Source organism: Coprococcus sp. AF99-45, from assembly GCF_027663865.1.
GTDB classification, from domain to species: domain Bacteria; phylum Bacillota; class Clostridia; order Lachnospirales; family Lachnospiraceae; genus Allocoprococcus; species Allocoprococcus comes.
In genome coordinates this window covers 122,014-143,110 of sequence record NZ_JAQDGZ010000001.1, presented here as the reverse complement: position 1 = coordinate 143,110, position 21,097 = coordinate 122,014, and the positions used below count along the sequence as shown (strand labels likewise).

Here is a 21,097-nt window from a genome sequence, read left to right as displayed (position 1 = left end):
AAATCTGCACTTGGCTCATCGTATACACAAAAAGGTGCCGCAAACCTGCGACACCTCTTTAAGTCTTCTTCAAATGATTATCCAGCAGACGTGCGCTTCTCCTGCATCTCTCAGGTTTCCCCTGTCTATACCATCGGCGTGTGGATCGCACGAAATCTTCCACCTTAGATAATCATATGAATGAATTTTTCTCTACATTCAGTATATCAATATTATTCTCTTTTGTAAAGAATTTTCTTGTTGCGCAGCAGCCTGTTCCATTCCTTATCATCTATTTTCATAAATGTGATAATTGAATTTTTGTAGTCCAGATTATCCTTTGATGTAATCAAACGTAAAACCATTTTAAATACTTCTTTAACGTCCTTAATTTCTTTTAGTATCAACGCTGTATTGGGTTTCTTCGCTTCAATTATATAATCCGGATCCCGTATTATCTTGTCAAAGTATGTAGAAAAAAGTTCATAATCATTGGGATGTCTTTCCCGAATATGCATAATCTGCACAACAGTTATAATAATTTCATCTGTTACTATATCCTCTGCTATACAATGGTATATTTCCCTGTCAATTTTCCCTACTCTATACACGTTTATAATCTATCCCTACTTCGCCACGATCCGAATCTCCTCCCCATCAAAGTAATACACGGAATCCGAAAGTACTTCCTCCGGTGCCACTCCGGTCTGATTGATCTCTTTTACCATTTCCTGCATCCGCTCCGGCTCCAGTCCAAAGCTTTCCGGCACCAGTATCACTTCATGGATACTGCTTGGCAGGATATAGAAATCCCCTCTGATCATCCCCCTGACCTTTTCCCGGAAATCCGGATACCGCATCACTGCTGCCCCCAGACTGCACTGCTCGTTCGTCGCCACATACATAAAGCGCACAATCTGCCGGATCTGCACCGGATAGATCCGCGGTGTATTCTTCTCGGCAAGACGGCGGATTTCTTCCTTTTCCACACACCAGTACCGCAGATGCTCGTTGCGGATCTGGATCGCCGCCGAGCCAAAGCGTGTGTTGTCTATCTGGATATAATAGACCACTGCCAGATCCAGGAACGGCTCATAAGGAATCTGCTTTAACAGTTCTTCGTTGGCATCCCGCCGGATCAGCTTGTACACGATATGCTCTTTTACATGATTAAAATCAAACAGATTCTGACAATCACAGGTCTTCTTCACCCGTATCTCCTGATAAATACTGCAAATGGAATCCGCCAGATCCGGTACCTGCTGCCCCTTCAGATACTTCTGGTAAAATTCCTCCAGATAGATCGTCGGTGCAAGGTTGCTGTCCTCCTGCTTAAAAAGAATCCCTGTTCTTCTGGTTCCATTATTCTTCGTCACGGTGTACAACTCCGTCCTCACCTGCGCATCTACCTGTCCTCTGATCTCGCATAACATAGCATTCATAAATTCTGTATAATTCATCCGTTCTCCTTCCCGAAAGCCATGCGCCGCAAAAAACCTTTTCTGCCATCTTAAGGCAGCTTATGATTTGAATATCACCTGCATTCAAGCAGGTGTGTACTGCCAATTATATCTGCCCTTTTTTCAGATTACAAGAACATTCTTTTTCCCTCCAAAATGGCATTGACATGCAAAAAAGCCGAAAGCATGAGGACCTGCCTCTGCTTTCGGCTTTTATCTCTGTCTTAATTTTGTGAATTATGACGAAAGGATTATGCTCTTGAGCTGTACTCTCCTGTACGGGTATCAATTTTGATCTTGTCACCCTGGTTAACGAAAAGCGGTACAAGAACACTTGCTCCTGTTTCAACGATAGCCGGTTTGGTAGCACCTGTAGCTGTATCACCTTTTACTCCCGGCTCTGTCTCTGTAACTTCAAGTTCCACACTGATTGGCGGCTCTACTGAGAATACGTTACCTTCATGTGAACATACTTTAACCATCTCGTTCTCTTTTACAAACTTGAGGGAATCTCCTACTGTATCTCCATCAACTGCGATCTGGTCGAATGTCTCAACATCCATGAAGTGATAGAGTTCACCATCAGAATACAGATACTGCATATCTTTTCTGTCGATATGAGCGGTATCGAATTTCTCTGTCGGACGGAAAGTCTTTTCTACTACACCACCACTGATGATGTTTTTAAGTTTTGTTCTAACGAAAGCTGCTCCCTTTCCCGGTTTTACATGCTGGAATTCCAGAATCTGATAAATGTTACCTTCGATCAGTACTGTAAGACCATTTCTAAAATCGCCTGCTGAAATCATTGTAATATCCTCCTTATATATGCCCTGGGGCATTCCTTTTACTTTTTATATACATTACTTATAATTCTATAATAAAAAACTCTATTTTTCAACAAAAAATTTCAATCAATTACAGATTCCCCTGATTTTCCGTATTTTTTTGCTATTTCATATAGGCATTATAGAGTTTTTTATCCACATTTTTCTCGATTTCATCGTAAACCGGCTGCACTGCCTCACGGATTTCTGCTCTCAGTTCATCACTAAGTGTAACAATCTGTGTTCCACTGTCCTCAATTACTTTGATCTTGTCTGCAATCCGGTCATCCGATGCCTGGCGAGCCTCTTCTTTGGCGATCTCAGCAGCTTCTACAAGGATTGCCTGCTTATCTTCCGGCAGATCCTGAAAAAATTCATCACTGACGATCAGAGAGATCAGATGCGGCAGATGATTGGTTTCCACCACATAATCCTGCTGTTCATAAAGCTTGTTAGATACGATAACCTCGTATGGATTTTCCTGGGCATCAATGGTTCCCTGCTGCAGCCCGATATACACCTCACTGAAACTCATCGGTGTCGGAGATGCTTTCAGTTTTTTCCAGAAATCCATATGGTAGGAATTCTCCATGGTACGGATCTTCTGTCCTTTAAAATCAGCCAATGATTCGACCATTTTATTCGTTGACATAACACGGAATCCCTGGTCTGCATAGCCAAGGAGCTTATATCCGCCATTCTCATAGACATTCTCCAGAAGTCCATAGAATTCCGGATCATCTACCTTTTCACGTACTTCATCAATCGTACTGAATCGGCACGGAATATCAAACACCGCAAGATCCGGCATGAAAGTTACCTGCGGTGCGGTATTCTGGATCACAAACGGAATATCCCCATCCTTACAGCTCTCCAGAAGCTCCCTGTCCCCTCCGATCGTACCGTTCGGATAGACCTGGATCTTCATCTTGCCATCACTTAATTCTTCTACTTCTTCCGCAAATTTTTCTGCATAGATCTGTGTTACGGTATCCTCCGGACTCGCCGTTGCAAGCGGCCATGCATATCGCTGTACCTCATCATCCGCAACCGTCTTTTTCTGACACCCCGCACTAAGTGCAAGTGCCGCACACATTCCTGCCGCTACCGCCATTCTTACTGCTTTCTTCATGCTGCTACCTCCTATATCAGTGCCAGGCTGATCGCCGGGATAAATGTAATTAACAAAAGTGCAACAAGGAAGTAGCCGATCATTGGCATCGCATGTTTGGAAATCCGCATGATCGGGATATCTGTAAGCGAGCTTGCCACAAACAGATTGACTCCGATCGGCGGTGTTACAAATCCGATTGCAAGGTTGACAACCATCATGATTCCAAAGTGGATCGGATTCATGCCGACTGCTGTTACGATCGGCAGAAGGATCGGTGTCAGGATCAAGATTGCCGGTGTTGTATCCATGACCATTCCCACGATCAGAAGGAATACATTGATCACCAGAAGCAGGACGATCTTATTGGTAAAGTGCGTCAGGATCCAGGTGCTTACCATCTGTGGGATCTGCATCAGAGTCAGAACTCTTGAAAATGCAATCGATGCTGCAAGGATAAACATGATCGGTGCATAGGTGCGCACGCCTTCCACCAGTGCCGGCCAGATATCTTTAAATGTCATCGTCTTATAAATAAACAGGCTGACGATCAGTGCGTAAAACACCGAAATGACTGCCGCTTCTGTCGGCGATGCGATTCCGGAATAGATGCATCCCAGAATGATAACCGGACTCAAAAGTGCCCAGAAGCTTTCTTTTAAAACCTTCAGAAGTCCTTTCTCATGAAGTTCTCCGACTACTTTCTGGATCTTTTCTTTGTCCTCTCCATTCTTTTTACAGTAATAAACTGCATAAACCATCAGAAGTCCGCCGATCAGAAGTCCCGGAATGATCCCTGCGATAAACAGGTCACTTACTGATTCACCGGAAGCACTTCCGAACATGATAAACGGAATACTTGGTGGAATAATAACTCCAAGACCACCTGCCACGGCTACGATCGCCGCGGAAAAATCCTTATCGTATCCAAGCTCGATCAGAATCGGGATCGTCATACTTCCGACTGCTGCAACCGTCGCCGGTCCGGAGCCTGAGATTGCACCATAAAACAGACAGGTTACAATGACCGCGCACGGCAGACCCGCTGTCAGATTTCCAAGAAAATAGGAAAATACATCAAATAATTTTTTGGAAATGCCGCCTCTTGCCATGATGATTCCGGAAAGTACGAACATCGGAACCGCAAGGAGCGGAAAGCTGTCAATTCCTCCCAGCATAGAACGGATCACAAACTGTCCGCTGGCTGTGAAGGATGGATCAAAAGCACCCGGAAGGACCGATGCGATCGTAAGCGCGATTGATACCGGAATGGCAATGATCAGACAGATTACAAATAAGATAAATACTACTGCTGCCGGCATGCTTTTTCTCCTTTCTCATCTTTTTCTCTTACTACTTTTAATTCTGCAAACCATCGCTGGATAATACGGATCGCTACCAGGATAAAACTTGCAAGCGGTGCTGCCTGCACATAATACATCGGGATGTGGCACGCCGGACTTACCTGTCCGCTCTCTACTGCTGACATCATATACTTAAACGCAAACGGTATCAGGTAAAGAAATACCATCAGTTCAAAGGTATGGTTGACCAGTTTAAAAAGTGCCTTCCCTCTTCGTGGGAAAATTGACACAAACTGTTCGATCTTAATGGAAATACATTTTTTTGTGCAATAGCTGACGCTCAAAAATCCCGACCATACAAACAGGTAACGGGTAATCTCCTCCGACCAGGACGGCGCTGAGCCGAGTACATATCTGGAAAACACCTGGATCCCCATGATCACTGTCATCAGGATCAGGCTTATCACCATAAAAAATTCTTCCAGATAGTTATCCAGCCAGATTACTGTTTTCTTCATTCGCATTTGCCCTCCATTCATGTAATCATACAAAAATGATATCAATTACCGAAGAATTTGTCTATTTTTTTCTATTTGCTTTTATCTCTTTAAATAGCAAAATTTTCTATAATTTTTTCACTTTCAGAAATCGGTTAGTTTTTTAACAAAACCAGAATATGATAAAGGCCCGCAATCCACCGGAATCCCCGGTATGACTGCGGGTCTTTATCCTGCCTTTTTCACTCTTCATTCAGGTTAAACATAACGGATCCGCCACAGGACTTCTCCGGATGTTTCTTCACTAGATGCTCTTATCGATCAGAGTCAGGATTTCTCTTAAATCTGATGCATTCATCTGTCCAGGTGCAGAAGCTTTTCCTACTGCCCCGAAAGTAAGTGCTGAACCGAATACTTCACCGCACAGGCGACTGATCAGTCCGGTACCTGCCATAGACATTGTAATGATCGGACGGTCTGCATGTTCTTCTGCCATTTCACGTGTTGCTTCAAGAAGTGTAAGTACATCCTTTTTGCACTGTGGCATTACTGCAATTTTCGGTATATCTGCGCCGAGTTCCTGCATTTTCACAAGGCGTCCTACGATATCGTCTTTGTCCGGTGTCTTATCGAAGTCATGGTTGGATGCAACGACTTTTACGCCGTGTGCATGCGCGCCTTCGATGATATCTTTTACAACTTCGTCCCCTGTAAATGCTTCTACATCCACAAGGTCAACCAGTCCTGTTGCTGCAGCTTTCTTGTTCAGCTCTGCATATGTGTCAGCTTCGATTGCTTTTTCGCCGCCTTCTTTAGAAGTACGGAATGTGAAAAGAATCGGAGTTTCGCCAAGTGCCGGACGAAGGTCTTTTAATACATCTTCAACCTGTGCGAAGTCAAATACACCTTCGAACCAGTCTACACGCCATTCTACAACATCAAGCGCAACATCCTCAAAAGATCTTGCTGCTGCAAGAATTTCTTCTTTTGTCTTTCCGACGATCGGTACACAGATTTTCGGTACTCCTTCACCGATCTTAACGCCACGAACTTCTACATATTTACTCATGTCTGTTTTCTCCTTTTTCTAGTTGTCAGCCTGAGCCTGTTCTACCATCTTAGTATAACGTAAGTTTACAAATAATCCAAGAAGGACTCCAACTGCTGTAAGAACGATATTCATAACCATAACCTGTGACGGCTGCATTTTGGATGCTGCTGTAAGGATGGTGTAGTTACACAGGGAAGATGCGATCATAACAAGTGCTGTTACAGTTCCTTTGATCTTCGGGAAAAGCATGTTGCATACAGAAGTTGCGATCTGAAGAAGTCCGCCTGCTCCTGCCCATCCGATCAGGAATGCACCTGCAATCATAAGTGTCTGGCTCTTTCCAACCAGAACAGCGATCATTGTTACAAGACAGATTACCGGGTATCCCAGGATAAATCTTACGTCTTTGATCTTTCTTGTTAAAAGTGCAGTTACAACGAGTGCAAGCATTGTTCCTGCTGAATAGTATGTCTGCATGATGGACGGATCAGCCCAGCCAACATTCTCTTTTGCAAAGTTCTGTGCACAGTTCAGCCATAACTGGAAGGTACCTGTACATGTGAATCCGATCAGGATCATTGCGATGGATTCTACAGAGAAATGGGTATGCTTTAAGCTGTCGATCAGGCCTTCTTTCTTTCCCGCTGCTTTCTGATCTGTATCCGGGAGTGGGAAGATCATAACCAGTACCAGAAGTACAAGATAAGCGATTCCACATGCATAGAACAGTGTGTTGTAAGAGGTTGCTCCTGTTGCTGTTGTAGCGACAGTTACACCAAGTACGAACGGTAAAAGCATCTGCGATACAGAAATAAAGAATTTGATTCCCATAGTTGCAACGCCCGGTGCTTTGTAAATGATTTCTGAAACAGCCGGGTAAATTCCTGTATCCAGGAAAGAGTTTGCGATACCACCAACGATTGCACAGATATATGCGATCTGGTATCCACCATTTGTTCCTGCATTAAATGCAAGTGCAAGTCCGATCAGGTAGATTGCATAGGATCCACTACCGATCGCTGTTGAAATACGACGTCCGAGTTTGTCAGAAAGCGGTCCGGCGAACGGAAGCGCGATCAGACGTCCAAGTCCGAGTGCTGCTGAAATTGCAGTGATTGCCATAACTTCTACGCCCCAGGAAGCGGCAAGTGCTTCCTTGATGACTGCCTGTCCAAGGATGGAACATCCGACACCATGGATAAAGTAGTTTAAATAAAGGATCAGGGCGCTGGGTATGTATTTCTTATTCATCTCTTTTCCTCACATTCCTGTTTTTCAAATTTTTTCGATTTCTTCTTAAATTCAATACAAGCCTGCCGGGTATTAATCATCGTATCTGATGTTTAATACTTCTTTCATGTGTTCGATCGGCATTTCTTTTCCTGTCCAGAGTTTGAATGCTGCTGCTCCCTGGAATAACATCATTCCAAGACCGTTCATTGTCTTACATCCAACTTCTTTTGCCATAGAACGCATCTTTGTTTCCAGTGGTGAGTAAGGAACATCAATAACAATAAGTTCCGGACGGAAGAATGATTTATCCGGTACAACTGACATTCCTTCCAGTGGTTTCATACCAACACCTGTTCCGTTTACGAAGATGTATGAATCGTTCATTTCTTCTCTTAATTTTTCTTTGTCATCCAGATCGTAAAGAGTAGCTTTGCAATTTGTCTTTTCATTGATCTTTCTTACTGTTTCTTCAGCGTTTGCCCAGAATTTATCATGAATATTGAAAATAGAAATTTCTTTTACACCGTCAAGTGCAGCCTGGATTTCAATTGCTGTAGCAGCTCCGCCTGCGCCTGCGATTGTCATCTTCTTTCCGATCACATCGATATCGTTATCTCTTAATGCCTGCATGAATCCGATGCCGTCTGTGATGTGTCCCGTTAAAACACCATCTTCATTTACGATTGTGTTAACTGCTCCACAAAGCTCTGCTGCCGGAGATAATTTGTCCAGATACTGTCCAACAACTGTTTTATTTGGCATAGACACGTTAGATCCTACCATTTTCAGAGCACGAAGTCCTTTTACTGCATCTTCCAGTGTGCTGTTGTCAACTTCAAATGCAAGGTAAGCATAATCCAATCCAAGGTAAGCAAATGCTTCATTATGCATTGCCGGTGAGCTTGAATGTCTGATTGGATAAGCCATAAGTCCGATAAGTTCTGTGTGTCCTGTAATTCTCTCTGCCATGATTTGTTCTCCTTTTCTTCTTCCATCGAAATTTATTTCTTTGAGAATGTTTTTAACGTTTGCCCAATTTTTGTTAATTTTTAAACAACCTCTTGATAGTTAAATTATAGACGATATCATTTGATAGTTCAAATACATCTTATATGTGTTTTTGATAGCTTTTTGGCATCAGTTATGGTATGATTATTTTATATAATATAGAAAGGATTTTTTACCATGACGCTAAATCAGCTTGAATATTTCCAAAAAGTAGCAACACTGCAGCATTTCCGACAGGCTGCAGAATTACTTAAGATCTCCCAGCCAAGCCTCAGCCGGTCCATGTCGCTTCTGGAAGAAGAACTTGGACTGATGCTTTTTGAACATCAGGGACGCAATGTTGTCCTCACCAAATCCGGCCGCGTCTTCCTGGAACATGTCAACCGGATCCTCGAGGAGGTACATATTGCCGAGCATAAGATGAAGCAGCTTGCCGGAAGCGGCGGACATATTGATATCGCCTATGTATTTCCGCTGGCAAACTACTATATTCCGCATACAGTGCGATCCTTCCTGGATATAGACCGCAACAAGCATGTAACCTTCAATTTTAACCAAACGCACACTGCAGATATGATCCAGGGGCTCAAATCCGACCGCCACGATGTGATCTTTGGTTCTTTCGTTGCGGATGAACCGGATATTTCCTTTGTACCCATTCTGAACCAGAATATGGTTGTAATTACTCCAAAAGAACATCCTCTTGTCCAGAAAGAATCCGTCTGTTGCAGTGACCTTACCGACTATCCTCTGATCGGGTATGACCGCTATTCCGGACTCGGTGGCTTCACCCGTAACTTCTATAAAGAAAAGAAGCTGAAGGTAAACATCGTCTGTGAGTGTCCGGATGAAAACGCAATTGCTGCCCTGGTTGCCGAAGATTTCGGAATCGCCCTTGTTGCCAGGGTCGATGCGGTTGATCAGGCAAATGTAACCGTACTCCCGCTTTCCGATGCAGACCTTACCCACACCGTTTATATGGGATACATCCGCGACAAATACCAGATTCCCGCTGTCAAACGTTTCATCCAGTTTGTCAAAAGAGATGGGAAGGCCTATTAAAGTGCCTTCCCATTGCTTTCTTTTACATATTCAATAAATTCTTTTACAACCGGCGCCAGATATTTTTCCTTCAGCTTCGCCAGATATATATAACGTTCGTATGGTGGATTCTCAATATCCAGTACATCTACATTCAGATTTTTAAGTATAGGAATCTCCGGCATTACCGCAATTCCAAAATTTTCTGCCACAAGACCTGCCATCGATGCATCTTCCAGAATCTCATATGCTATCTTCGGTGTCCCTCCGGTCTGTTCAAACAACTGGTCGATCACCGGTCTGAGCCCGCTGTTCTTGGTGAAATATACCTGGGGATAAGGAAGTGTTTCCTTCAGATCAACAGATCCTCTTCCGGCAAGCTCATGGCCTCTTGGAACAACAACAACCAATTTTTCCTTAGCGATCGGTACAAAATCAATCCCGGATTCTTTTTCTTTTCGCGAGCAGAGAGCGATGTCATACTTCTCCTCTTTCAACCCTTGTATAATCTCTGTCGTATTTCCGACAGAAAAACGGAAATTCACATCCCAGTCTTCGTGTTCCTTCAAAAAACCGCCTACAAGCTGTGGAACAAATACACTTCCAAGCGTAAAAATATATGCGAGATCGATCACCCCGCCGGTGTCACTTGTCAACGCCCTTGTCTTTTTTACACCACTGTCCAGAATCTTTAAAGCTTCTTCTACATATTCCAGAAATACTTTTCCGTACTTTGTCAGTACAACGTTACGCCCTCTTTTTTCAAACAGGTTTGTCTCAAGCTCCTGCTCCAGCATACTTATGGCATGGCTGAGACTTGGCTGCGTAATGGACAGCATTTCCGCCGCTCTGGTATAGTGTTCTATATGTGCTAGTGTCACAAAGTAATGCAACTGATTCAGATTCATAAAACCATCACCCTCTTTCCTGTTCTTATATTAAACATAGCATAAATTATTTAATTATTCTATAGTTTTGTTTAAATTGTCTATCTTTTTCCACTTCCCGTCTTCCTAGTATAATTTTATTTTTATCTTTTTCGCTGTTTCTATAGTTATATTCTATTATTTTTCTATGTATTTTCAATTTGTATTTTTCAGTTTTTTGTAGTTATAATGGATTTAACAAAAACCGGTACGCCCAAGCCGGTATAAGACAACCTCGTGTGACTAAGATTTTTTGAGGATTACAGGAATTGCATAGCAATGGAGAAATCCGATTACATCAGTGAGTGGCAAAATTTACTTTTGACACTCACATCATTTTATTTTGATTATTAAGTCATTTTTACGGAGGAATTTCTAATGAAAAGCAAATACAAACACATTTTCGAGCCATTTACCATCAAACATATGACGGTCAAGAACCGTATCGTCATGACTCCAATGGGAACCAACTACGGTGAACAGAATGGTGAAATGAGTTTTCTTCATATCAATTATTACGAGCAGCGTGCAAAAGGCGGTACAGGACTTCTCATCGTAGAGAACGCCAGCGTTGATTCTCCACAGGGATCTAACGGAACCACACAGCTTCGTATCGATCAGGATAACTACATTCCAAGACTTTTCAAACTTTGCGAAACAGTACACAAACATGGATCCTGCATTGCAATCCAGATCAATCATGCCGGTGCTTCTGCACAGTCAGCACGTATCAATATGCAGCCGGTTTCTGCTTCTGATGTTCCTTCAAAAGCAGGCGGTGAAATCCCGCGTCCACTGGAAAAAGATGAAATCATGCATATTGTAAAAAAATACGGTGAAGCCGCAAAACGTGCTCAGATCGCAGGGTTTGACGCTGTAGAAATCCACGCAGGACATTCTTACCTTATAAGCCAGTTCCTTTCACCTCTTACAAATAAGAGAACAGACGAATTCGGCGGATCTTTGGAAAACCGTGCAAGACTTGCAAAACTTGTTATTGAAGAAGTTAGAAGACAGGTTGGACCATTCTTCCCTATCTTTGTTCGTATCAGTGCGGATGAATTTATGGAAGGCGGAAATACTTTGGATGACTGTCTTGATTACCTTCAGTACTTCCAGGAAGAAGTTGACGTATTCGACGTATCTGCCGGTCTGAACGGATCCATTCAGTACCAGATTGATGCCAATTACCTTCCGGATGGATGGCGTTCTTATATGGCAAAAGCTGTAAAAGAACGTTACGGCAAACCATGTATGACAATGGGTAACATCCGTAACCCACAGGTTGCCGAAGATATTCTTGCAAGAGGCGATGCTGACCTGATCGGTATGGGACGTGGACTGATCGCTGATCCGGAATGGGTAAATAAAGTAGAATTCGGTGATGAATGTGATATCCGTAAATGTATTTCTTGTAACATCGGATGTGCAGGACACCGTATCGGAATCAACCGTCCGATCCGTTGTACTGTTAACCCGTCTGTAAATGGCGGCGAAGATTACAAAAAGCAGAAAATCAACAAGCCTTGCAACGTTGTTGTGATCGGTGGTGGTACTGCCGGACTGGAAGCTGCATGTACAGCTGCCGAGGTTGGATGCACTACTTTCCTGATCGAGAAGAAACCGGAACTCGGCGGACTTGCCGCCCTGATCTCCAAGATCCCGGATAAGAAGAGACTTGCTGACTTCCCGAACTATCTGATCCATCGCGCAAGCAAGCTGAAAAACCTGTTCATCTTCAAGAACACGGAAGCTACGATTGAAATGATCAGAAGCATGAACCCGAACATTATTGTAAATGCTACCGGTTCTAATCCGCTCCTTCCACCGATCAAGGGCCTTCATGAGAATATTGACAAAGAGGGCGGAAAAGTTTCTTCTATTACAAATATGATCAACCATGTTATGGAATATCCAGAAGATCTGAAAGGTAAAAAAGTCGTTGTTATCGGTGGCGGTGCCGTAGGTCTTGACGTAGTAGAATTCTTTGCTCCACGTGGCGCTGATGTAAGCATTGTGGAAATGATGCCGGTAATCGGTAACGGAATTGATCCGGTATCCAAAGTCGGAACCTTTGCACTGATGGATAAATATGGTGTAAAACAGTGTCCGAATACTGCTCTTCTTGAAGTTAAAGCAGATTCCTTCCTTGTTAAAACGCCAGAAGGAAATGAAGAAGAAATGTTATTTGATTATGGATTTGTATGTCTTGGTATGAGAGCAAACGCTCCGATCCTCGATGCAGTCCGTAAAGAATTCGAAGATGAAGATGTTGAAATCATGAACATCGGTGATAGTGTACGTGCCCGCCGTATCATCGAAGGTACAGAAGAAGGACGTAACATCCTGAATGTTCTTGCCAAACATGACTACTTATAAGATTTTGTAAATATAGTATCCCCCCCTGATGTCCCCTGGTTCTCGTTATGAGAACCGGGGGATTTCTATTTACTTTACTAAAAAGAATGTGCAAAGGCACATTTTCGCGCCGAGCGCAGTCGCTTGCGACATTCTTCATCTTCGTGCGAGTACACATCTTTGGCACGCAGTGCCTTTTATTTGATAGGAAGTTCCTTCGGAATTTCCTATCAAAAAATGCCCTGCCTACTTGCAGGACATTCTCTTTTCGTTCTCTTTTTTATAGAAATGTAATACAATCTTCTCCAGATATCTTTTCAGCACAATCTGGATCTCTTCTTTTGGATAGATTGGCTTCACCAGAATACTCTTCATCCCGGTACGCTTCGCTCCCCACACATCCGTAAAAAGCTGATCTCCGATAAATACAGTGTTTCCTCTGTCCGTTTGCATCAGCTCCATGGCTTTTATATAATTCTTCGTGGAAGGCTTATGCGCGTTAAACACATACTTGCTCTGCACCTTTTCGGCAAAAGGCTTTACACGTGGTTCCTGGTTATTGGAAATCAGGCATGTATCAAACCCGATGCTGCGCAGCCTGTCAAAAAGACAGATTGCTCTCTCATCTGCCGGTGCTCCATGCGGAACCAGCGTATTGTCAATGTCAAATACCAGTCCACGACAGCCTTCCCGATACATTTTTTCAAAATCCAGTACATAAGTGGACGCTACATATTCGTCCGGATAAAAGGTCTTAAACATGATTCTCATCCATTTCCAGAAGCTTCTGAATCAGATCTTCACAGATCTGCAGAACCGTCTTGTTATCTGTATCTACAACGATATCTGCAGCCGCCTCGTATTTTTCTCTTCTTGCTTCCATCAGCTGCTCGATATATTCTACATTCTTGTGCCCATTGAGCAGCGGTCTGTCGTCACTGTCTTTTACACGGTCAAGAATGGTCTGTGGATGTGCAGTAAGGAGTACTACACGACCATTTTTCTTCATCTCTGCGACATTGCGTTCACGCATTGCCACACCACCACCACAGGAAATGATCACATTCTTCTTCTCCTGCATCTCGATCAGAAGATTGGTTTCCATATTACGGAAGTATTCCTCCCCATAGGTTTCAAAAATATCGGAAATACTCATGCCTTCGCGTTCTGCAATCAGCTGGTCCATCTCAACCACTTCCATGGCAAACATGGTACTAAGATAATCAGAGATCGTACTTTTTCCAGCTCCCATAAACCCGATCAGGACAATGTTGTAATCAAAAAGCTTCCTAGCCTGGATCTTCTTACTGTTGCGCTGGATACGCTCAAATACATCATAAATCTCGTCTCTGTGCTTATCATTGTGAAGGCTGAACATCAGTCTCTTCTTCTGCTTTTCTTCCTGTTCCGGCTGCAGGATCGGCATACCATACTCTTCTTTGTATGCCATGATCTTTTCAATGATCGCATATCTTTCTTTTAATGCCTCTGTGATCTTCGCATCACAGTTTGCAAGCTCTTCACGGTATAATTCCAAATCGTTCATCTATCAATTCCTCGTTTCTCACTCTACTGCTTTCCGGGTGCCTTCAATTGCCCGTTGTATTAAAACATTATAGCAGACACTTTGGAAGTGAATCAATAGATATTTTTTATTTTGCGTTATCCAGGACCGCTTTTACATCACTTTTAAACTGATTCCAAGCATCTTCATTTTCGACAAAGTATTTCGGACAGATTTTCCCTGTAATATCATAATGTCGGATCACATCTTCTTCTGTCAGCGAAAACTTTTCACACAGCCATGCTGTAAGTTGTACCATGCTCTTATAAGTTGCCTCGTTGAACTTTCCGGTCTCATCCGGATGACAACACTCAATGGACACCGTATCAAAATTCCGTGTATTGGACGCATATGCAACCTCCCAGGTTGGTACGCACTGTACGATTTCCCCGTCCAGTCCTACTACAAAATTACTGCTTGCCTGCGTAATGTGACTGTCCTTCAGTCCCTCAAAATAGTCTCTGTTCTCCATCGCTGTCGAACCAGGATTGGCAGTGTAATGAATGACTATTCCGGTAATCTCATTGGTTGAAAGTCCCGGTCTTGAATATTCATTCACAGTTAACAGTTCTACATCAATATCCGGCTTTTGGGCACTGATCACTTCATCAGAAAGCTCACTGTATGCTCTCTGTGCAAAGATTCCTCTTCCACTGATCTTCATAATAGAAAGTGCAAGAAGCAGTGTGATCAGGATCGTACTCCCCACCTTTATATAACGGCTCATTCTGCGCCTCTTATTCGCCTCATAATAGCTTTTTCCATCGCCACCCCTGTACAGGTTGGCTCTGGTGTTTTTCTTCTTTCTTCGGTTCATTTCGTCATCTCAATCTTTTGTGTTTTTTGCAAATTTTCTGTTGGAATCCTAACTATATCCAGACTATCATAAAATGATGAGAAATTGTTGAAAAAATTATTATTTTTTTATTAAGGTAGTCGGAAGGGGACGTGTACCCCTCCGAAAAAACAATTGCCGCTGGATTCAGTTGACTGTTGAAGGTTTGGGTGAAGTTTGAAAATAGTTGGATAATGTAAGAGAGAAGAATCGTCTCTCTTACGGAAATGATTCTTCTCTCTTGATTAATTTTGCATCTTATTCATCTACGCTGTAGTTTGGTGCTTCTTTTGTGATGTGGATGTCGTGTGGATGGCTTTCTTTGAGGGATGCAGAAGAAATTTTTACGAAACGTCCTGTTGTCTTGAGAGTTTCGATGTCTGGTGCTCCACAATAACCCATTCCGGAACGGAGACCGCCCATTAACTGGAATACAGTATCTTCTACAGATCCTTTATAGGCAACTCGTCCTTCTACGCCTTCCGGTACAAGCTTCTTCGCATCTGTCTGGAAGTATCTGTCTTTGCTTCCGTTCTCCATTGCTGCGATAGATCCCATTCCACGATATACTTTGTATTTTCTTCCCTGATAGAGTTCGAATGTTCCCGGGCTCTCATCGCATCCTGCGAAGATACTTCCCATCATACATACGTTGGCTCCGGCTGCGATCGCTTTTGTCATATCACCTGAGTACTTAATACCACCATCTGCAATAATCGGAATTCCCGACTCTTTTGCTGCTTCGTAGCAGTCCATAACAGCTGTGATCTGTGGTACACCGATACCGGCTACGATACGGGTTGTACAGATGGATCCAGGTCCGATACCAACCTTTACTGCATCAACACCTGCATCGATCAGTGCTTTTGTTGCTTCTCCTGTTGCAACGTTACCTGCGATCACCTGAAGATCCGGGAATGCATCCTTGATCATTCTTACGGTACGAAGTACATTTGCTGAATGTCCGTGTGCCGAATCAAGTACTACTACATCAACTTTTGCTTTTACAAGAGCTTCTGCTCTTTCAAGACAGTTCGCTGTAATACCGATCGCTGCACCACACAGAAGTCTTCCCTGCGCGTCTTTTGCTGACAGTGGGTATTTGATCTGTTTCTCAATATCTTTAATTGTGATCAGACCTTTTAAGTTAAAATCTTTGTCTACGATTGGAAGTTTTTCTTTTCTTGCTTTTGCGAGGATCTTCTTTGCTTCTTCCAGGGTGATACCTTCCTGTGCTGTTACAAGACCTTCGCTTGTCATGGATTCTTTGATCTTCTTGGAGAAATCTTCTTCAAACTTGAGGTCACGGTTCGTAATGATACCTACCAGCTTTCTTCCCTCTGTGATCGGAACTCCGGAAATACGGAACTTCGCCATCAGTTCATTAGCATCTGCCAGTGTATGCTCCGGCGACAGATAGAATGGATCTGTAATGACACCATTCTCAGAACGCTTAACCTTGTCTACTTCTTCTGCCTGCTGTTCAATCGACATATTCTTGTGAATAATACCGATACCTCCCTGGCGTGCCATAGCGATCGCCATACGATGTTCGGTAACAGTGTCCATTCCCGCACTCATCATCGGTATGTTAAGCTTAATGCCCTTTGTAAGATAAGTTGATAAATCAACCTGATTTGGAATTACTTCTGAATAAGAAGGTACCAGAAGTACATCATCGAAGGTGATTCCTTCTCCAATAATCTTTCCCATGATTTTTCTTCCTTTCTCTCTCGTCTGTAATTTTGATTATCTGCTATGATAACGCATAAATCTATGCTATGTCAAGTCCTTTATCGAGTACATTCGTCCGTCCGTGACAATCACATTTCTACAGATCACTGATAATTTTACGTAACCGTCTTTCTGGATGCAATTGTACCCCGGAACCTGCAAGCTTTTCTGCACGTCTTTCGGGAATTATTTACAAAATACTTTTCTTGGTGCCAGCATCTTCAGTCCTTCACAAACTGCCTTATTTGGCTCAAAAATAATTTTTTTCTTTTCCCCGTTATTTACAACGATCAGCTCATATGTATCTGCCCCCGGCATACCTGAACTGTAATCGGTTCCTTTCAGTCCTTGATAAGGTCTGAGTTCCGGCGAACCGGAAGGTGCCATCATCTCAAGATCCGTCATCTCCATGGAAAACATATTTTTCCGACGGGATTTTGCCATAATCTTATCAATATCAAGACTCCCATTCACAAATAAATACTCATATTCAACATCCATACTCCGGAACAAAAAAACATCCAGTGCGATCATGATCACCGGACCAATTATTCCGAATGGGATCATAAATATAAGTACGACCGACAGAACAGTAAGTATGATAAGTATTGCTTTGATCAGCGTCGTCGAAGATGCTTTCTGCCTCTTCACCAGCTGTTCTGTGTAAAAATCACCCATATCCTAACCTCCAAATTTATATATTAGAACTATTGTAACACTTTTATAATAAAAAGAAAACTCCTCTTCTGAGGAGTTTTCTAAAAATCATATTTTTAGCTTACATCATGCCCATTCCCGGAGCTCCGCCTGCCGGCATAGCCGGTGCATCTTCTTTGATGTTAGCAACAACGGATTCTGTTGTAAGGAGTGTAGATGCAACACTTGTAGCGTTCTGCAGTGCGCTTCTTGTTACTTTTGCAGGATCAAGGATACCTGCTTTCACCATATCTACATATTCTTCATTGTAAGCATCAAAGCCATTTCCCGGTTCAGCTTCTCTTACCTTGTTGATGATAACTGCACCTTCAAGACCTGCGTTAGCTGAAATGTGGAATAATGGTGCTTCCAGAGCTTTGAGGACTACTTTTGCCCCTGTCTTTTCATCACCTTCCAGAGTTTCTGCAAGTTTGGCAACTTCTTTTGATGCATGAATGTATGCTGATCCACCACCTGCAATGATTCCTTCTTCTACTGCTGCTCTTGTTGCATTAAGAGCATCTTCCATACGGAGTTTTGCTTCTTTCATCTCTGTCTCAGTAGCAGCACCTACACGGATAACTGCAACTCCGCCGGCGAGTTTTGCAAGTCTTTCCTGAAGTTTTTCTTTATCAAAATCAGATGTTGTCTCTTCGATCTGAGCTTTAATCTGTCCGATTCTGGCTTCCAGAGCAGCCTTATCGCCCATACCATCAACGATGACTGTATTCTCTTTCTGAACTTTTACAGATTTTGCACGTCCAAGCTGTGCCATTGTTGTATCTTTCAGTTCCAGACCAAGTTCTTCTGAGATTACCTGTCCGCCTGTTAAGGTTGCAATATCTTCCAGCATAGCTTTTCTTCTGTCACCATATCCAGGTGCTTTTACTGCAACTACATTGAATGTTCCACGCAGTTTGTTGACGATCAGAGTTGTAAGAGCTTCTCCTTCGATATCTTCTGCTACGATAAGAAGTTTTGCTCCTGACTGTACGATCTGTTCCAGCAGTGGAAGGATTTCCTGAATATTAGAAATCTTCTTGTCTGTGATCAGGATATATGGATCGTCAAGATTTGCTTCCATCTTTTCCATATCAGTGCACATATATGCTGAAATATATCCACGGTCAAATTGCATACCTTCTACAAGGTCAAGCTCTGTCTTCATTGTCTTTGACTCTTCAATTGTGATAACGCCATCGTTGGAAACTTTGTCCATAGCTTCTGCTACCATCTCACCAACACTGTCATCACTTGCTGAGATAGCTGCTACTCTTGCGATCTGCTCTCTTCCTGTAACTTTGCTGCTCATCTTCTTGATAGCTTCTACAGCACAGTCTGTTGCTTTCTTCATACCTTTTCTTAATACGATCGGGTTTGCACCTGCTTCCAGGTTCTTCATTCCTTCGTGTACCATAGCCTGTGCAAGAACAGTTGCTGTTGTTGTACCATCACCTGCAACATCGTTGGTCTTAGATGCAACTTCACGGATCAGCTGTGCTCCCATATTTTCAAATGCATCTTCCAGTTCGATTTCTTTTGCGATTGTTACACCGTCATTTGTGATAAGCGGTGCTCCGAATGATTTATCCAGAACTACGTTTCTTCCTTTTGGTCCGATTGTTACTCTTACTGTATCAGCAAGTTTGTTGACACCTGCTTCCAGTGCCTTTCTTGCATCTGCTCCGTATTTAATTTCCTTTGCCATTTCTATCACTCCTGATTCTTAAAAATAAAATTCTGTTCTGATCTGAAAATCTGATTTTTATCTGTATATGATATCCTGCCGGATTATCTGATCACTGCAAGAATATCATTCTGTTTTACAATGATGTATTCTTCATCATCGAGTTCTACTTCTGTACCTGCATATTTGGAATAGATAACTTTATCACCTACTGAAACATTCATCGTAACTTCTTTTCCATCAACAACTCCGCCAGGTCCTACAGCAACAACTTCTGCCTGCTGTGGTTTTTCCTTTGACTGTCCAGGAAGTACGATTCCTGATTTGGTAGTCTCCTCTGCAACTAACTGTTTTAATACAACTCTGTCAGCTAATGGTTCTAATTTCATTATAATTCCTCCTAACTCTATCTTGTTAGCACTCAATAAAATCGAGTGCTAAAAACTTTCTAGGTATAAGATAGCACTCTCTTTCTTTTTTGTCAACATTCGATTTTGAATTTTATAATTACTTTAGATTTATTTCATAAAATCCATTCGTCACCTGCAGGACCAGAATCATACCTGCACGGTTCTCATAACGCTCCTTTATCATCCCTGTACACACAGTCTCACAAGTGATCGTCCGGATCCGGCATTCATATACTGCATCCAGTGAAATATCAGAAAGACTGCCTGAGCGCAGGATCAGATGTACCTGCTCCATCTCCTTCTGATATTCTATGACTGTTGCCTCATAAATATTCTCATCTTTTTCCTTATCTTCTTTCAGATACTGTACCATCGTAAGTACAGCTTTATCTCCATCATACATGCTCTCTTCTCTCCTTTTTACAAATATAATTCCCCGTTAAAGAAAAGGGCATCAGATTTGTCTGATACCCCTCTTTTACTTTTATCCTTAATTCATTTTTTCTTTTTTTATCTTATCCAGTTCTTTGAACACGTAATCATTCACAACCTTGATGTAAGTTCCTTTCATACCGGATGAACGGGATTCGATCACACCCGCACTCTCAAATTTGCGGAGTGCATTGACAATTACAGAACGGGTGATTCCCACACGGTCTGCAATCTTGCTTGCCACCAGAATCCCTTCCATTCCGTTAAGTTCATCAAAAATATGGATGATTGCTTCCAGCTCAGAGAAAGAAAGGGTGCTGATCGCAGATTGTACGATCTGTTCTTTTCTGGTCTCTTCTGCACTCTCTTCATTAACAGAGCGGAGCATCTCAAGTCCCACGACAGTGGTTCCGTACTCACTCAAAATGATGTCATCAATTTCGTACATGGACTCTTTTCTGTATAAAAACAGAGTTCCAAGTCTCTCTCCTGCAATGTTGATCGGAGTAATGATCGCCTGATATCCCTGGGATACATCAGCTGTAAATCCAAGTGTCTGCAGATTAACATTCTCTTTTGTGGAAAGAATACTTAGAAGACGTTCATTTAACATCGGATCAATATGTTCTCCCACTTCGTCCTGCAAAAGCTCATGGATCTCCGGGACTCCTTCGCATGTGCTGACACCGAGTACCTTTCCTTTCTTACTGACTACCAGTACATTCGATGCCAGAATCTCTGTCAAAACTTCACAGATATCTGTAAACACAACTTTGCTTGAATTATTATTGTGCAACAGTTTGTTAATTTTTCTTGTTTTATCCAATAGTTGTACGCTCATATCTGCCTCCATATATTTTTATTAAAAATGTGCGTTTCCGGTCGCATTTTTTACGAATATGAAATATTGTTGAAATTATGCACACAAATTAGTCAAAAAAATG

At 42.5% G+C, this 21,097-nt stretch carries 21 protein-coding genes; 2 read left to right on the top strand and 19 right to left on the bottom strand.

What is annotated here, in order from left to right; all coding sequences use genetic code 11:
- Window positions 1-212 precede the first annotated feature (212 nt).
- The 9 genes from PGR14_RS00700 to PGR14_RS00660 all read right to left on the bottom strand — a co-directional run bounded on the left by PGR14_RS00700 (window position 213) and on the right by PGR14_RS00660 (window position 8,431).
- Window positions 213-590, bottom strand: coding sequence for a PBECR2 nuclease fold domain-containing protein (locus PGR14_RS00700; RefSeq protein WP_055260598.1), 378 nt, complete (start codon window positions 588-590; stop codon window positions 213-215).
- Between the two features lie 15 nt (window positions 591-605).
- Entirely contained in the window at window positions 606-1,439 is an 834-nt protein-coding gene (locus tag PGR14_RS00695) for a DUF5688 family protein (RefSeq protein ID WP_055260597.1), read from the bottom strand.
- Window positions 1,440-1,690: 251 nt separating this feature from the next.
- Window positions 1,691-2,248 carry an elongation factor P gene (gene efp / locus PGR14_RS00690; RefSeq protein WP_022220387.1) on the bottom strand — a complete coding sequence of 186 codons (558 nt, stop codon included), beginning with the start codon at window positions 2,246-2,248 and terminating at the stop codon, window positions 1,691-1,693.
- Between the two features lie 142 nt (window positions 2,249-2,390).
- Window positions 2,391-3,398 carry a TRAP transporter substrate-binding protein gene (locus tag PGR14_RS00685; protein ID WP_055260596.1) on the bottom strand — a complete coding sequence of 336 codons (1,008 nt, stop codon included), beginning with the start codon at window positions 3,396-3,398 and terminating at the stop codon, window positions 2,391-2,393.
- Between the two features lie 11 nt (window positions 3,399-3,409).
- A complete protein-coding gene (locus PGR14_RS00680) occupies window positions 3,410-4,699 on the bottom strand; it encodes a TRAP transporter large permease (protein ID WP_055260595.1) in 1,290 nt (429 codons plus the stop codon).
- Window positions 4,684-5,199, bottom strand: coding sequence for a TRAP transporter small permease (locus tag PGR14_RS00675; protein WP_022220386.1), 516 nt, complete (start codon window positions 5,197-5,199; stop codon window positions 4,684-4,686). Before PGR14_RS00675 ends, PGR14_RS00680 begins: the two co-directional genes overlap by 16 nt.
- Window positions 5,200-5,482: 283 nt before the next feature.
- Complete coding sequence (gene aroD, locus PGR14_RS00670; RefSeq protein ID WP_055260594.1) at window positions 5,483-6,247, bottom strand: type I 3-dehydroquinate dehydratase; 765 nt, start codon at window positions 6,245-6,247, stop codon at window positions 5,483-5,485.
- Window positions 6,248-6,265: 18 nt separating this feature from the next.
- Window positions 6,266-7,480: an MFS transporter gene (locus PGR14_RS00665; protein ID WP_008375049.1), complete on the bottom strand. Its 1,215-nt coding sequence runs from the start codon at window positions 7,478-7,480 to the stop codon at window positions 6,266-6,268.
- Window positions 7,481-7,552: 72 nt separating this feature from the next.
- On the bottom strand, window positions 7,553-8,431 hold the full coding sequence (locus PGR14_RS00660) for a shikimate dehydrogenase (RefSeq protein WP_055260593.1): 879 nt from the start codon (window positions 8,429-8,431) through the stop codon (window positions 7,553-7,555).
- Window positions 8,432-8,647: 216 nt separating this feature from the next.
- Between PGR14_RS00660 and PGR14_RS00655 the strand changes: the two genes are divergently transcribed.
- A complete protein-coding gene (locus PGR14_RS00655; RefSeq protein WP_055260592.1) occupies window positions 8,648-9,532 on the top strand; it encodes a LysR family transcriptional regulator in 885 nt (294 codons plus the stop codon).
- On the opposite strand, the gene PGR14_RS00650 is transcribed toward PGR14_RS00655, so the two are convergent.
- Window positions 9,529-10,419, bottom strand: a complete 891-nt coding sequence (locus PGR14_RS00650) for a LysR family transcriptional regulator (protein WP_055246875.1) — start codon at window positions 10,417-10,419, stop codon at window positions 9,529-9,531. The two genes, PGR14_RS00655 and PGR14_RS00650, sit on opposite strands and share 4 nt — an antisense overlap.
- A gap of 396 nt (window positions 10,420-10,815) precedes the next feature.
- On the opposite strand from PGR14_RS00650, the gene PGR14_RS00645 reads away from it, so the two are divergent.
- Entirely contained in the window at window positions 10,816-12,816 is a 2,001-nt protein-coding gene (locus PGR14_RS00645) for an oxidoreductase (protein ID WP_055155621.1), read from the top strand.
- 225 nt (window positions 12,817-13,041) lie between these two features.
- Here the strand turns inward: PGR14_RS00645 and PGR14_RS00640 are convergent, their stop codons facing one another.
- The 9 genes from PGR14_RS00640 to codY all read right to left on the bottom strand — a co-directional run bounded on the left by PGR14_RS00640 (window position 13,042) and on the right by codY (window position 20,994).
- Window positions 13,042-13,557 carry a YqeG family HAD IIIA-type phosphatase gene (locus PGR14_RS00640; protein ID WP_055155622.1) on the bottom strand — a complete coding sequence of 172 codons (516 nt, stop codon included), beginning with the start codon at window positions 13,555-13,557 and terminating at the stop codon, window positions 13,042-13,044.
- Window positions 13,550-14,341: a shikimate kinase gene (locus PGR14_RS00635; RefSeq protein ID WP_022220383.1), complete on the bottom strand. Its 792-nt coding sequence runs from the start codon at window positions 14,339-14,341 to the stop codon at window positions 13,550-13,552. The genes PGR14_RS00640 and PGR14_RS00635 overlap by 8 nt, the downstream gene beginning before the upstream one ends.
- Window positions 14,342-14,447: 106 nt before the next feature.
- The gene (locus PGR14_RS00630; RefSeq protein WP_055260590.1) at window positions 14,448-15,176 is read right to left on the bottom strand and encodes a peptidoglycan recognition protein family protein; all 729 of its coding nucleotides are present in this window, start codon (window positions 15,174-15,176) and stop codon (window positions 14,448-14,450) included.
- 276 nt (window positions 15,177-15,452) lie between these two features.
- Window positions 15,453-16,907 carry an IMP dehydrogenase gene (gene guaB / locus PGR14_RS00625; protein WP_055155624.1) on the bottom strand — a complete coding sequence of 485 codons (1,455 nt, stop codon included), beginning with the start codon at window positions 16,905-16,907 and terminating at the stop codon, window positions 15,453-15,455.
- A 207-nt stretch (window positions 16,908-17,114) separates the two neighbouring features.
- Complete coding sequence (locus PGR14_RS00620; RefSeq protein ID WP_008375032.1) at window positions 17,115-17,606, bottom strand: DUF6106 family protein; 492 nt, start codon at window positions 17,604-17,606, stop codon at window positions 17,115-17,117.
- A 100-nt stretch (window positions 17,607-17,706) separates the two neighbouring features.
- Window positions 17,707-19,332: a chaperonin GroEL gene (groL, locus tag PGR14_RS00615; protein WP_055246877.1), complete on the bottom strand. Its 1,626-nt coding sequence runs from the start codon at window positions 19,330-19,332 to the stop codon at window positions 17,707-17,709.
- Window positions 19,333-19,415: 83 nt separating this feature from the next.
- Complete coding sequence (locus tag PGR14_RS00610) at window positions 19,416-19,700, bottom strand: co-chaperone GroES (RefSeq protein ID WP_022220380.1); 285 nt, start codon at window positions 19,698-19,700, stop codon at window positions 19,416-19,418.
- A gap of 118 nt (window positions 19,701-19,818) precedes the next feature.
- Window positions 19,819-20,124 (bottom strand): hypothetical protein, encoded by a 306-nt coding sequence (locus PGR14_RS00605; protein ID WP_008375025.1) that lies wholly within the window; start codon window positions 20,122-20,124, stop codon window positions 19,819-19,821.
- Window positions 20,125-20,211: 87 nt separating this feature from the next.
- On the bottom strand, window positions 20,212-20,994 hold the full coding sequence (codY, locus tag PGR14_RS00600) for a GTP-sensing pleiotropic transcriptional regulator CodY (RefSeq protein ID WP_022220379.1): 783 nt from the start codon (window positions 20,992-20,994) through the stop codon (window positions 20,212-20,214).
- Between the last annotated feature and the right edge of the window lie 103 nt (window positions 20,995-21,097).